The sequence below is a fragment of the Cobetia sp. PS-4MA genome, from assembly GCF_057670765.1.
The window spans coordinates 155827-169117 of record NZ_CM173107.1 but is presented as its reverse complement, the minus strand read 5'-3'; the positions used below and the strand labels follow the sequence as shown (position 1 = coordinate 169117).

12 protein-coding genes and 2 tRNA genes are annotated in these 13291 nt (G+C 62.0%); 4 read left to right on the top strand and 10 right to left on the bottom strand.

Features of this window, described 5'->3' with window-relative positions; translation table 11 throughout:
• Positions 1-91 precede the first annotated feature (91 nt).
• From panB to AC26AR_RS00775, 4 genes are all read left to right on the top strand, one after another.
• On the top strand, positions 92-883 hold the full coding sequence (panB, locus tag AC26AR_RS00790; protein ID WP_077379469.1) for a 3-methyl-2-oxobutanoate hydroxymethyltransferase: 792 nt from the start codon (positions 92-94) through the stop codon (positions 881-883).
• A complete protein-coding gene (gene panC, locus AC26AR_RS00785; protein WP_176503562.1) occupies positions 883-1737 on the top strand; it encodes a pantoate--beta-alanine ligase in 855 nt (284 codons plus the stop codon). Before panB ends, panC begins: the two co-directional genes overlap by 1 nt.
• A 99-nt stretch (positions 1738-1836) precedes the next feature.
• Complete coding sequence (gene panD, locus AC26AR_RS00780) at positions 1837-2217, top strand: aspartate 1-decarboxylase (RefSeq protein WP_077379473.1); 381 nt, start codon at positions 1837-1839, stop codon at positions 2215-2217.
• Between the two features lie 279 nt (positions 2218-2496).
• Positions 2497-3678, top strand: coding sequence for an acetyl-CoA C-acetyltransferase (locus AC26AR_RS00775; protein ID WP_191236462.1), 1182 nt, complete (start codon positions 2497-2499; stop codon positions 3676-3678).
• Positions 3679-3791: 113 nt separating this feature from the next.
• On the opposite strand, the gene pnp is transcribed toward AC26AR_RS00775, so the two are convergent.
• From pnp to secG, 10 genes are all read right to left on the bottom strand, one after another.
• Positions 3792-5945 carry a polyribonucleotide nucleotidyltransferase gene (gene pnp, locus AC26AR_RS00770; RefSeq protein ID WP_488107389.1) on the bottom strand — a complete coding sequence of 718 codons (2154 nt, stop codon included), beginning with the start codon at positions 5943-5945 and terminating at the stop codon, positions 3792-3794.
• Between the two features lie 247 nt (positions 5946-6192).
• Positions 6193-6462, bottom strand: coding sequence for a 30S ribosomal protein S15 (rpsO, locus tag AC26AR_RS00765; RefSeq protein WP_065392421.1), 270 nt, complete (start codon positions 6460-6462; stop codon positions 6193-6195).
• A 98-nt stretch (positions 6463-6560) separates the two neighbouring features.
• Positions 6561-7490, bottom strand: a complete 930-nt coding sequence (gene truB / locus AC26AR_RS00760; RefSeq protein WP_077379479.1) for a tRNA pseudouridine(55) synthase TruB — start codon at positions 7488-7490, stop codon at positions 6561-6563.
• A complete protein-coding gene (rbfA, locus tag AC26AR_RS00755; RefSeq protein WP_065392581.1) occupies positions 7490-7915 on the bottom strand; it encodes a 30S ribosome-binding factor RbfA in 426 nt (141 codons plus the stop codon). Before rbfA ends, truB begins: the two co-directional genes overlap by 1 nt.
• A gap of 27 nt (positions 7916-7942) precedes the next feature.
• Positions 7943-10393 (bottom strand): translation initiation factor IF-2, encoded by a 2451-nt coding sequence (gene infB, locus AC26AR_RS00750; protein WP_077379481.1) that lies wholly within the window; start codon positions 10391-10393, stop codon positions 7943-7945.
• Positions 10394-10421: 28 nt separating this feature from the next.
• Positions 10422-11915 (bottom strand): transcription termination factor NusA, encoded by a 1494-nt coding sequence (gene nusA / locus AC26AR_RS00745; RefSeq protein ID WP_077379484.1) that lies wholly within the window; start codon positions 11913-11915, stop codon positions 10422-10424.
• A 76-nt stretch (positions 11916-11991) separates the two neighbouring features.
• Positions 11992-12450, bottom strand: coding sequence for a ribosome maturation factor RimP (rimP, locus tag AC26AR_RS00740; protein ID WP_077379486.1), 459 nt, complete (start codon positions 12448-12450; stop codon positions 11992-11994).
• A gap of 123 nt (positions 12451-12573) precedes the next feature.
• Positions 12574-12650: transfer RNA gene (locus AC26AR_RS00735), tRNA-Met, on the bottom strand.
• Positions 12651-12753: 103 nt separating this feature from the next.
• Positions 12754-12840: transfer RNA gene (locus tag AC26AR_RS00730), tRNA-Leu, on the bottom strand.
• A 63-nt stretch (positions 12841-12903) separates the two neighbouring features.
• Positions 12904-13290, bottom strand: coding sequence for a preprotein translocase subunit SecG (gene secG, locus AC26AR_RS00725; protein WP_077379488.1), 387 nt, complete (start codon positions 13288-13290; stop codon positions 12904-12906).
• Position 13291: the final 1 nt, after the last annotated feature.

Genomic DNA, 13291 nt, shown 5'->3' with positions numbered 1-13291 from the left:
TGGCTCCCCGCCTGCGACGATCCTGGCCACGTCGTCCGTCCGACGCCACGGACACGACAAGGCACACGCGCCGCAACGAGTACGCTTCCTGATGAAAAACGTCACCCTGAGCACCCTGCGCCGCCTCAAGGCCGACGGTGAGACGTTCAGTTGCCTCACTGCCTACGACGCAACCTTCGCCCACCTCGCTGGAGAAGCCGGCATTGAAGTACTGCTGGTCGGCGATTCCCTCGGCATGGTCCTGCAAGGCCACACCAGCACCCTGCCGGTCACCATCGATGACATCTGCTACCACACCGCGGCCGTCGCGCGTGGCAAGCAGGGCAGCCTGGTCATGGCTGATCTTCCCTTCATGAGCAATGCCAGCACCGAGATACTTCTCGACCATGCCGCACGTCTGATGCGTGCCGGTGCCGAGATGGTGAAGGTGGAAGGCGAAGCCTGGCTCGCCGAGGCCGTCACGGCCCTCGTCCAGCGTGGCGTGCCGGTCTGCGTGCACATGGGCCTGACGCCGCAGCATGTCCATGCCTTCGGAGGCTACAAGGTGCAGGGCCGCGAGGAAGCGCGTGCCACGCAGATGATCGCCGACGCCCGCACGCTTGAAGCCGCCGGTGCCGCGATCATTCTGCTCGAGTGCGTGCCTGCCGAGCTCGCCGCACGCATTCGTGATGCGGTCGAGGTGCCGGTGATCGGTATCGGCGCAGGCGTCGAGGTGGACGGCCAGATTCTGGTCATGCATGACATGCTCGACCTGACACCGGGCCGCAAGCCGCGCTTCGTCAAGAACTTCATGGCTGAGGCCAGCAGCGTGCAGGACGCCTTCGCTGCCTATCATCGGGCCGTCAAGGAACGCAGCTTCCCGGCAACGGAGCACACCTTCTGATGGAGACCCTCACTCACATCAGCGCCCTGCGCGAGCGCCTGGCCGAGGTGCGCCGCAAGGGCCTGCGCATCGCGCTGGTGCCCACCATGGGCAATCTGCATGCAGGCCATCTGTCCCTGGTGCGCGCGGCACGCCGACAGGCGGACTTCGTCGTCGCCAGCATCTTCGTCAACCCGCTGCAGTTCGGGCCGGGCGAAGACCTCGACAGCTACCCGCGCACGCTTGTCGATGACCAGAACGCATTGACCGCAGAGGGCTGTGATCTGCTGTTCGCCCCGTCGACAGCGGAGCTGTACCCCGAAGGGCGCACCGGACTGTGCAACGTGCAGGTCCCGGGGGTCTCCGAAGGCCTGTGCGGCGGCAACCGACCGGGACACTTCGATGGCGTGGCCACCGTCGTCAGCATCCTGTTCCATCTGGTGCGTCCCGATGTCGCCTGTTTCGGCGAGAAGGATTTCCAGCAGCTGGCGGTGATCCGCAAGCTCAATCGTGATCTGCACTTCGGGATCGAGATCCTCGGCGTGCCCATCGTGCGTGCCGAGGATGGTCTGGCACTCTCCTCGCGCAACGGCTACCTGAGCGCCGAAGAACGCGCCATCGCCCCTCGCCTTGCGCAATGCCTGAATGCGCTCAAGGACAGCCTCGAAAGTGGCACCGCGCCTGCCGAGGCCCTGCGCGTCGCGCTGGCCGCCATCAGCGAGTGCGGCTTCAAGCCGGACTATCTCGAACTGCGCCGCGCCGAGGACCTGGGCCCGGTGCAGGACGACACCCGTGATGCCGTGATTCTGGTCGCGGCACACCTGGGACGTACCCGTCTGCTCGATAACCTGAAGGTCGCCTTGCCGGTGGCCTGATGCCTGAATAGACTGCGCCGCCCTGCCTTCACGACCGTGTCCCGCGTTCCGGTCATCAAGGCCTCCTGCGCCCGGCGGCGCTCAACCGGAGATATCCCGATGCAAGCCATCATGCTCAAGGCCAAGCTGCACATGGCCCGCGTGACCCATGCCGTTCTCAATTACGAAGGCTCCTGCGCCATCGATGGTGACCTGCTCGACATGGCAGGCATCCGTGAGTACGAACAGATCCAGATCTACAACGTGGACAATGGCAAGCGTTTCACCACCTATGCCATCCGCGGTGAAGAAGGTTCGAAGATCATCTCGGTGAATGGTGCCGCGGCCCACCAGGCCGACGTCGGTGACCGCGTGATCATCTGCGCCTTCGCCAACTATGCCGAGAGCGAGCTGGAGGCCCACAAGCCCTCCATGGTCTATCTAATGGAAGGCAATGAGGTCAGCCACACGGCCAACGCCATTCCGGTGCAGATGGCCTGATCGCCGTCCTCCCACGGCAATGAAACACGCAACGACGACGCCAGCCCCGCGAAAGCGGAGCTGGCGTCGTCGTTGATGGCCACGCAAAGGGGCGCCCCCCGGAGCACGTATGGCAAATGGCTGACAGACCCACGACGCTTTGACGATTGCCGCATTGCACAACACTGCCTTATGCTGGAATCTCGCATCAGCAAGGCTGCAAGCCCTCTACCCGATTCGACAGTGCAGGGCGCAGCGTCTTTGACTCAGACAGTCTCGCGAGAGAACAGGAGCGTTCAGATGCAAGATGTGGTGATCGTAGCAGCTCGTCGTACCGCCGTAGGTGCCTTCGGTGGCAGCCTCGCCGGCATTTCCGCCGCTGACCTCGGGGCACATGTCATCAAGGATATCCTCGCCAGCACAGGGGTGAGCGGTGATCAGGTCGACGAAGTTCTGCTCGGCCAGGTGCTGACGGCAGGCTGCGGCCAGAATCCGGCTCGTCAGACCGTCATCAAGGCAGGCTTGCCGGAAGGCGTGCCAGCGATGACCATCAACAAGGTCTGTGGCTCTGGCCTGAAGGCACTGCATCTGGCCACCCAGGCCATCCGCTGTGGCGATGCCCAGCTGATTCTGGCCGGCGGTCAGGAGAACATGTCACTGTCTCCTCATGTGCTGCCCAACTCCCGCAATGGCAAGCGCATGGGCGACTGGAAGGCGATCGACACCATGGTCCACGACGGACTTTGGGATGCCTTCAATGATATCCACATGGGCATCACCGCCGAGAACCTGGCAGAGAAGTACGAGATCACCCGCGAAGCGCAGGATGCCTTCGCTGCCGCATCCCAGCAGAAGGCCTGCGAGGCCATCGAGGCGGGCCGCTTCAAGAGCCAGATCGTTCCAGTCGAGATTCCGCAGCGCAAGGGCGACCCGGTCGTCTTCGACACCGACGAGAACCCGCGTGCCGGCACCACTGCCGAGAAACTTGCCGGCATGCGTCCAGCCTTCAAGAAGGATGGTACCGTCACCGCAGGCAACGCCTCGGCGCTCAATGATGGTGCCGCCGTGGTCATGCTATGTTCCGCCGACAAGGCCCGCGAACTTGGCCTGACGCCGCTGGCGACCATCAAGGCGTACTCCAACGCCGGTGTCGACCCGAAGATCATGGGCATCGGGCCGGCTCCCGCCACCCGCCTGTGCCTCAAGAAGGCCGGCTGGAGCCTGGAAGATCTCGATCTCGTCGAAGCCAACGAAGCCTTCGCCGCCCAGGCGCTCTCCGTCAACAAGGAGCTGGGCTGGGATGTCGACAAGGTCAACGTCAATGGCGGTGCCATCGCGCTGGGCCACCCGATCGGGGCATCCGGCTGCCGTGTACTGGTCACGCTGGTACACGAGATGATCGCCCGCGATGCCAAGAAGGGTCTGGCGACCCTGTGCATCGGCGGCGGCCAGGGTGTCGCACTGGCCATCGAGCGCAGCTGATCGCTCACGGATGATCTCCCGCTGCCCCCGCGATCACGGGCACCAGGAGACAAGAAAGCCCCCGCCAGTCCTGCTGGCGGGGGCTTTTCATTGGGCTGAGGGCGATGGCGGCCTTACTGGCCGTCTGCCGCCTCAGTGAGCTTCTCGGCTGCCTGGCGTGCCACGAAAGCCGCCTTCTCTTCCTCGCTGATCTCCTTCAGCGACAGCTTGACGCGATTGCGGTTGTCGATGTCGAGCACCTTGACCACGACCTCATCGCCTTCATTGAGATAATCGCGCACGTCATTGACGCGCTCCTCGACGATCTGGGAGATATGCAGCAGGCCATCGGTGCCCGGCATGAAGGTGATGAAGGCCCCGAAATCGGCGATGCGAGCGACCTTGCCGGCGTACAGCTTGCCGATCTCCGCCTCGGCGATGATGCCCTCGACATAGTGAGCGGCCGCCTGGGCCTGGGCCTTGTGCTCGGCATAGATACGCACGCTGCCGTCATCGTCGAGATCGACATTGGCACCGGTCTCTTCACAGATCTTGCGAATGGTCGAGCCACCCTTGCCGATCACGTCACGGACCTTGTTCGGCGCGATCTTCAGCGACAGCATCGCCGGGGCGTTGTCGGACACCTCTTCGCGGCTACCCTTCAAGACAGCGTTCATCTGCTCGAGAATGGTCAGGCGCGCCTCAAGGGCCTGCTCCAGCGCCTGCTCCATGATGGCCTCATCGATCCCCTCGATCTTGATGTCCATCTGCAATGCCGTGACGCCCTCTGCCGTCCCCGCGACCTTGAAGTCCATATCCCCCAGGTGGTCTTCATCCCCGAGAATATCGGTCAGCACGGCCACGCCGTCGGCGTCCTTGACCAGCCCCATGGCAATCCCCGCCACCGGCGCCTTGAGCGGTACCCCGGCATCCATCAATGCCAGCGACGCACCACACACGGACGCCATGGAACTTGAACCATTGGACTCGGTGATCTCGGAGACGACACGGATCGCGTAGGGGAAGTCCTCGACGGTAGGCAACATCGACTCGATCCCACGTCGCGCCAGACGCCCATGACCGATCTCGCGACGCTTGGGAGAACCGATGAAGCCCGTCTCGCCGACACAGTAAGGCGGGAAGTTGTAGTGCAGCATGAAGCGATCATGCTTCTCACCTGACAGTCCCTCCACCAGCTGGGCGTCACGTGTGGTGCCCAATGTTGCCGTCACCATGGCCTGTGTCTCGCCGCGCGTGAACAGCGCAGAGCCGTGGGCCTTGGGCAGGACGCCAACAGCGATGTCCAGCGGACGCACGGTGCGTGCATCACGACCATCGATGCGCGGCTCACCGGCAATCACGCGCTGACGGACGATGCGCTTCTCCAGTGCAGCGAAGGCACTGGCCACCGCACTTGCCTCGAAGCGTGCATCCCCTTCCGTCTCCAGCGCCTGAATCGCCCGAGCCTTGAGTGATGCCAGCGCATCCTGACGCTCCATCTTGTCATGCAGACGGTAGGCCTCACCGATCTCCTCGCCCACCTCACGCGCCAGCGCCTCCATCAACACGCTATCGTGCGTCTGGGCGACCCAGGACCACTGGGGACGATTGACCTTGGCAGCAAACATCTCGATCGCCGTGATCACCTTCTGCATCTCATGATGACCGTAGAGCACCGCGCCCAGCATCTCGTCTTCCAGGAGTTCCTGCGCCTGGGACTCGACCATCAGCACTGCCTGCTCGGTACCTGCCACCACCATGTCCAGCTCGGAGTGGGCAAGCTCGCTGTAGCCGGGATTCAGGAAGTAGCCCCGCTGCTCACTGAAGCCGACACGCGCCGCTCCCACGGGGCCGGCAAAGGGCACACCCGAGATGCTGAGCGCCGCCGAGGTACCGATGAGCGCCGCGATATCCGGATCGACATTGCGCTCTGCCGACATCACCGTGCAGACCACCTGCACCTCATTCATGAAGCCTTTCGGGAACAGCGGTCGGATCGGACGATCAATCAGCCGTGAGATCAGCGTTTCCTTTTCCGTCGGGCGCCCTTCACGCTTGAAGAAACTGCCGGGGATGCGGCCGACCGCGTAGGAGCGCTCCTGATAATGCACCGACAACGGGAAGAAGGACTGTCCAGGCTTGGCGGACTTGCTGGCCACTACCGTGCACAACACCGAGGTATTGCCCATGGTCACCATCACGCTGCCGGTGGCCTGACGCGCGATGCGACCGGTCTCGAGCGTGATGGTGTCATTACCGTACTGGAAGCTGTGCGTAACCGGGTTCACGGCGCATGTCCTTTAGTCTGATGTCGTCGATGTCCGGCGCTCATGGTAATGCGCGGCGCAGACAATGAAAAGCGAGTGAGTCTCACGCAGCATGCGGGCTGCAGCCGGATCGGGAGGCGATTGCCCGCCCGCTTCTCCCCACGGTATCAGGCACAAAAAAACCGACACCGCCCGCAGGCAGTGTCGGTTTTCCTGTGCCCACCGGGGGCCCGCCATGCACCGGAATGCATGGCGGCAACATCGCTGATTAGCGACGCAGACCCAGACGCTGGATCAGAGCGGTGTAACGCTCGAAATCCTTGCGCTTGAGGTAGTCAAGCAGCTTGCGGCGCTGGTTGACCATGCGGATCAGACCACGACGGGAGTGGTGATCCTGCTTGTTGGCCTTGAAGTGGCCCTGCAGGCCATCAATGTTGGCGCTCAGCAGTGCAACCTGAACTTCCGGGGAACCGGTGTCGTTCTCGCCACGGCCGAATTCGCTAACGATCTCAGCCTTCTTCTCAGCGGTAAGTGCCATCTGTCTCTCCAGTAAGCAATATGCTTGGTAGATAAGAAATGTCGAAGACCACGCATATTTGCAGTCTTCATGCGGCTTGCGGCCAGGCCGCAATCAGCTCACCCAGCCGCCGCCTCGACAGCGGAGCTGAGCAGTCGGCGAGGAGCGATGATGCCCTCCGCCGCAATCCGGACCAGCCCGAGCAACTGCTGGTCCTGATACACACGAGCCAGGGAGTCCACTTCCAGCGACCCTGTCGTCGTTTCAGCCTGTTGACCACGCAATATCTTCCGAGCCATCTCGGCAGTGATGTCGAGACGTGGAAGATGATCGAGCAGGATGTCGACAGGCAACAGAACGCCTTCACGTGCCTGCTGATCTGCCAGCGCCTCGAGGCGCTCGAAATCCAGCATGGCATCACCCGTGAACGGGCCTGTCTTGAGACGACGCAGTGCCGTGAGGTGGGCTCCACAGCCCAGCGCCTCGCCGATATCCTCGGCCAGACTGCGTATGTAGGTGCCCTTGCTGACCGCCACTTCGATCTCGATACCATCGGAGTGCCGTGCAAGAAGCGCCATATTGTAGATGGTAACGCGACGGACTGCACGCTCGATTTCAATTCCCTGGCGCGCCAGCTCATAGAGCGGACGTCCCTGGTGCTTGAGCGCGGAGTACATCGGCGGCACCTGATCTATCTCGCCACGGAACCGGTCCAGCACCGCTTCCAGCTCGGACTCCGCAAGCTCGGGAATCTCCCGCTCACGCAGTATCTCGCCTTCCGCATCACCGGTGTCGGTGACCTGGCCAAACTTGATCCGTGCCCGATAGACCTTGTCCGCCTCGAGCAGATGCGAGGAGAACTTGGTGGCCTCACCGAAGCAGACCGGCAGCAAGCCGGTTGCCATCGGATCGAGCGTGCCGGTATGCCCTGCCTTCTGTGCCTGGTAGAGGCGGCGTGCCTTCTGAAGCGCGTAGTTGCTGGACATGCCCTTGGGCTTGTCCAGCAACAGTACGCCGTCAATCGGCAGGCCGCGACGACGACGGCCCATCAGGCGTCCGGCGTGGTGCCCGGGGCACCGTCTTCGCTGTCATCATCACCACGTTCTGCACTGCGCTTGCGGTCATCAGCGACCGCCGTATTGATCAGTGAAGACAGGTGATGGCCACGAACGACGCTCTCATCGTAATGAAAGCGCAGTTCCGGCACGTGACGCAGCTGAATGGTGCGCGCCAGCTGGGAGCGCAGGAAACCTGCCGCGCGCTTGAGCACGGCAAGATTTTCCTTGATGCGTTCCGGACTGTCGTCACCCAGCAGGGTCACGTAGACATCGGAGTAGGACAGGTCGCGGCTGACCTTGGCGGCGCTGACCGTCAGCATGCCAAGGCGCGGGTCCTTGACCTCGCGCTGAATCAACAGCGCGAGCTCCTGCTGGATCTGGTCCGCCACGCGGTCAGTACGGCTGTATTCACGCATCCGTGATCTCTCCTCGCAGGGGCGCTATCAGAGGCTACGCTCGACCTGAATCTGGTCGAACACCTCGATCTTGTCGCCCACCTGCACGTCGTTGTAGTTCTTGACGCCGATACCACATTCCATGCCGTTGCGGACTTCGTTGACGTCATCCTTGAAGCGACGCAGGGATTCCAGCTCGCCTTCGTAGATGACCACGTTGTCACGCAGCACGCGGATGCGCTTGGAGCGGTACATGGTGCCTTCGACGACCATACAACCGGCGATGGCGCCAATCTTCGGTGCCTTGAAGACATCGCGCACTTCGGCCACACCCACGATCTGCTCGCGGAATTCCGGTGCCAGCATGCCGCTCATGGCCAGCTTGACCTCGTCGATCAGCTGGTAGATGACGCTGTAGTAGCGCAGATCCAGGCCTTCACGCTCGACGATCTCACGGGCGGAAGCGTCAGCACGGACGTTGAAGCCGACCAGGATCGCTTCGGAAGCGAGTGCCAGGTTGGCATCGGTGCCGGTGATGCCGCCGACGCCGGAAGAGACCACGGCCACCTTGACTTCGTCGGTGGAGAGCTCTTCCAGAGCGCCACGGATGGCTTCCAGAGACCCCTGCACGTCGGCCTTGAGGACGACGTTGACCTTGGCGACTTCTTCCTGACCCATCTGGGAGAACATGTTCTCCAGCTTGGCCTTCTGCTGACGCGCCAGACGCACCTCGCGGTACTTGCCCTGGCGGAAGTTGGCGACTTCACGCGCCTTCTTCTCGTCCGGGACCACGGTGAACTCTTCACCGGCTTCCGGCGTGCCACCCAGGCCCTGGATCTCGACCGGCATGGCCGGACCCGCGGAATCGACCTGCTTGCCGACTTCGTTGATCAGCGCACGCACGCGGCCGTAGTGCAGGCCAGCGAGGACGATGTCGCCCTTCTTCAGGGTACCGTTCTGGACCAGCACGGTCGCGACCGGGCCACGGCCCTTGTCGAGACGCGACTCGACCACGACGCCTTTACCCGGCGCGGACGGCACGGCCTGAAGCTCGAGCACTTCGGAGACCAGCAGGACGGCTTCCAGCAGCGCGTCGATGTTTTCGCCAGTCTTGGCGGAAACGTGGACGAACTGGGTATCACCACCCCATTCCTCGGAGATGACGCCGTGCTGGGACAGCTCATTCTTCACGCGGTCCGGATCAGCGCCTTCCTTGTCGATCTTGTTCACTGCCACGACCAGCGGGACACCCGCGGCCTTGGAGTGCTCGACAGCCTCGATGGTCTGCGGCATCACGCCGTCATCGGCAGCCACCACCAGGATGACCACGTCAGTCGCCTTGGCACCACGAGCACGCATGGCGGTGAACGCCGCGTGGCCCGGAGTATCCAGGAAGGTCACATCGCCGTTGTCGTGCTCGACGTGGTAGGCACCGATGTGCTGGGTGATACCACCCGCTTCACCTGTGGCCACCTTGGTACGGCGGATGTAATCCAGCAGCGAGGTCTTGCCGTGGTCAACGTGACCCATGACAGTGACGACCGGCGCGCGAGTGATCTGCTCACCCTCGTAGGAGATACCCTCGAGAACGGCTGTCTCGAGCGCGTCATCCTTGATCAGCTTGGGCGTGTGACCCATTTCCTCGACCACGATGGTCGCGGTTTCCTGATCGATCGTCTGGTTGATGGTGACCGCAGCGCCCATGTTGAACATGGCCTTGATCACTTCAGACGCCTTGACGGCCATCTTGTCGGCGAGGTCTGCCACCGAGATGGACTCGGGGATGGAGACTTCACGCACGAAGGTCTGGACCGGCTTCGGCGGCTGGCGATTGGTATCGCGACCACCACGACGACCGCCGCGACGCTCTGCGCGCTTGACCTTCTTGGCCCCGCCACGCTTGCGCTCGCTGCGATCTTCACGGGCCTCACGGCGATCACGTGATTCATCACGCGGCGCAGCCTTGGCGCGACGCGGTGCATCACCACGCGGCTCCTTCGGCGGCGCATTGACTTCCGGCGCAGCATCCGCGACCGGTGCAGCGGCAGCGGCCGGAGCACTCTGACGCGGACGCTCTTCGCGACGGTTGTCGTTGCCACGACGCTCATCACGCTGCGGGGCAGCAGCCGGCTTCTCGGCGGCAGGCGCCTTGGCAGCCTGTGCCTCAGTCGCCGGCGCATCTGCAGCCTGCTCTTCACCATCCTTGACGTAGGTACGCTTCTTGCGGACCTGCACCTCGATGGACTTGCCGCGACCGCCGCCAGTGTTGATGCGTGACTTGGTCTTGCGGGTCAGGGTAATGCGGTTCTTCGGCGCTGCCGGGGCAGCACCACCGCCGTGGCTCTTGGTGAGGTGGTCAAGCAGCTTCTGCTTGTCGACCTCGGACACGGCGTCGTTCTCTGACTTGTGCTTCAAACCAGCTTCGTGCATCTGTTCCAGTAGGCGGGCTGACTCGCGGCCCACCTTCTTGGCGAATTCTTTGACTGTCATTTCTGACATGTACGACCCTCCTGAGCCCGTGACCTAGTTACTGTTCGCTTGCGAACCAGGGCGCGCGGGCGGTCATGATCAACGCCGCTGCTCGCTCTTCGTCGACGCCTTCGATGTCTTTCAGATCATCGATGGCCTGCTCGGCAAGGTCTTCCATGGTGACGATACCCTTGCTGGCCAGGATGTATGCCAGATGACTCTCCATGCCTTCCATGTTAAGCAGATCTTCGGCCGGCTGTGCGCCGTCCAGCTGCTCTTCAGTGGCGATGGCGAGATTCAGCAGTTCATCCTTGGCCCGAGCGCGCAGCTCCTCGACCAGATCCTGGTCAAAGCCCTCGACCTCGAGCATTTCCTCGAGCGGGACATAGGCGATTTCCTCGAGTGAGGTGAAGCCCTCGTCCACCAGGACACGGGCTAGATCCTCTTCAATCTCGAGATGAGTGATGAAATATTCGACAAAGCTGTCGATTTCCTGCTCGCGCTTGCCCTCGGCTTCCGCCTCGGTCATGACATTGAGCGACCAACCTGTCAGCTCACTGGCCAGGCGCACGTTCTGACCGCTACGACCAATGGCCTGTGCCAGATTGTCCGCGGCGACAGCGACATCCATGGAATGGGTGTCTTCGTCGACCAGAATGGAGCCGACATCGGCCGGTGCCATGGCGTTGATGACCAACTGGGCAGGATTGTCATCCCACAGGATGATATCCACGCGTTCATTACGCAGTTCGTTTGACACGGCCTGCACACGCGAGCCGCGCATGCCGACACAGGCACCGATCGGGTCGATGCGCTTGTCATTGCTCTTGACCGCAATCTTGGCCCGCGAGCCCGGATCGCGAGCCGCGCCCTTGATCTCGATCAGCTGCTCGGCGATTTCCGGCACCTCGATCTTGAACAGTTCGATGATCAGCTCCGGACGCGTCCGCGAGAGTATCAACTGGGATCCACGCGCCTCGGTATCAACCTTCCAGAGCAATGCGCGTACTCGCTCGTTCAAGCGGTAACGCTCGCCATGGATCATCTCGCCGCGCGGCAGGAAGCCTTCGGCGTTGTCGCCCAGGTCGATGATCAGGCCGTCACGTGTCGTTTTCTTGACGATCCCCGCGACCAGCTCGCCTTCACGCTCCGCGTACAGGCGAACGACTTCTGCACGCTCGGCTTCGCGCACCTTCTGCACGATGACCTGCTTGGCCGTCTGGGCAGCGATACGACCGAAGGCTTCGGACTCGATCTGCTGCTCGACCACGGCGCCCAGCGCCAGCGGCTCTTCGCGCTGTTCGGCGATGCTGGCCTTGATCTCGTAGTCCGGCGTCTCGAACTCGTCGTCTTCCACGACGGTCCAGCGACGGAAGGTCGCATAATCACCGGTGACACGATCGATCTTGACGCGGATATCCGCCTCTTCCTGATCGAAACGCTTGCGTGAAGCCGAAGCCAGTGCCGCCTCGACGGCCTCGAAAATCACATCCCGCGGGACGCCCTTCTCATTGGAGATGGCGTCAACGACCAGCAGAATCTCTTTGCTCATGACTTTGCCTCGCCAGAAACCTGTCCTTGCGCATCGACTCGAGCTCGCCAAGCGAGCAATGTGCCGACAACGTCAGTTATTTGAACTGCGGCACAATGCGTGCCTGGTCGATGCTTTCGATCGGAAAGCAGTATTCTTCTTCGTCGACCCGGATCACGACATCACCGTCTTCGGTGCCAGTCACCAGCCCCTGGTACTTGCGCTGGCCATCGAAGGCCTGACGCAGTCGCAGTGCCACCACATGACCGATGTAGCGCTCGTACTGATCAAGCGTGAACAGCGGACGATCCATGCCTGGGGATGAAACTTCAAGCTGGAACTGGCCCGTGATGGGGTCCTCGACATCCAGCACGGCACCGACCTGACGACTGACGCTTGCGCAGTCATCCACGGAAATGCCATCGGAATGGTCGATATAGATCACCAGACGGGACTGCTTGCCTTGGGAGAGATAGTCGATACCCCAGAGCTCGAAGCCCAGAGCAGAAACGACGGGATCGATAAGCGCTTTAAGCGTAGCGTCCTTGGTTGACACAGACGAGGCTCCTACAGCAGTTGCATCAGGCACCTGACCGGGAGTAGAGAGGAGAGCTAGGTGGCTGATTGGCACTGGTGCTAACAAAAAGCCCCTTCATAGGAAGGGGCCTTTCAAGAAACTTGGTAGCGGGGACCGGATTTGAACCGATGACCTTCGGGTTATGAGCCCGACGAGCTACCAGACTGCTCCACCCCGCAACAATAGTCGGACGATGGTAATGTCACCGTAAAAGGAGGTCAAGGAATGACGTCTTTCAAAGGTGGCAGAGTTGCGTCCAGACTGCCAATCGATCTAACAGGATGGTGCCGAAGGGGGGACTTGAACCCCCACGACCATAAGGTCACTACCCCCTCAAGATAGCGTGTCTACCAATTCCACCACTTCGGCACGGGGGCGGGTATCGCCTGAGACGTTACCCGGAAGAATTCAAACGATAATGCCTTGAATTCCTTAGAGTACTGGTTGGTCTGCGTTGCCGCTTTCCTCGAGCACTGGCGACGTATTCTCCACACTTTCACTGGAGTCGTCAAGTGATGGCAGTGAATTTTTCTGCTGCTCGATCACAGTGGCATTCGGGATGCCCGCTTCCACGGAGGTCTGGTTGGCATTGGAGGCGAACCAGGCCAGGGTCAGGGACGTCGCGAAGAAGCCTGCTGCCAGCACGCCGGTGAAGCGCGCGAGGAAGTTGCCACTACCGCTGGACCCGAAAACGGTCTGGGAAGCACCACCACCACCGAAGGCAGCGCCAGCTTCGGCACCCTTGCCCTGCTGGAGAAGGACGAGCACGATCAGTGCGACCGCGAGTACCACATGGACCATCAGAACGGCTACTTGCATG

Excerpts from the sequence above, each read along its gene's own strand:
- panB (WP_077379469.1), top strand. The coding sequence starts at position 92 with ATGAAAAACGTCACCCTGAGCACCCTGCGCCGCCTCAAGGCCGACGGT.
- panC (WP_176503562.1), top strand. The coding sequence starts at position 883 with ATGGAGACCCTCACTCACATCAGCGCCCTGCGCGAGCGCCTGGCCGAG.
- panD (WP_077379473.1), top strand. The coding sequence starts at position 1,837 with ATGCAAGCCATCATGCTCAAGGCCAAGCTGCACATGGCCCGCGTGACC.
- AC26AR_RS00775 (WP_191236462.1), top strand. The coding sequence starts at position 2,497 with ATGCAAGATGTGGTGATCGTAGCAGCTCGTCGTACCGCCGTAGGTGCC.
- rpsO (WP_065392421.1), bottom strand. The coding sequence starts at position 6,462 with ATGGCACTTACCGCTGAGAAGAAGGCTGAGATCGTTAGCGAATTCGGC.
- truB (WP_077379479.1), bottom strand. The coding sequence starts at position 7,490 with ATGGGCCGTCGTCGTCGCGGCCTGCCGATTGACGGCGTACTGTTGCTG.
- rbfA (WP_065392581.1), bottom strand. The coding sequence starts at position 7,915 with ATGCGTGAATACAGCCGTACTGACCGCGTGGCGGACCAGATCCAGCAG.
- infB (WP_077379481.1), bottom strand. The coding sequence starts at position 10,393 with ATGTCAGAAATGACAGTCAAAGAATTCGCCAAGAAGGTGGGCCGCGAG.
- nusA (WP_077379484.1), bottom strand. The coding sequence starts at position 11,915 with ATGAGCAAAGAGATTCTGCTGGTCGTTGACGCCATCTCCAATGAGAAG.
- secG (WP_077379488.1), bottom strand. The coding sequence starts at position 13,290 with ATGCAAGTAGCCGTTCTGATGGTCCATGTGGTACTCGCGGTCGCACTG.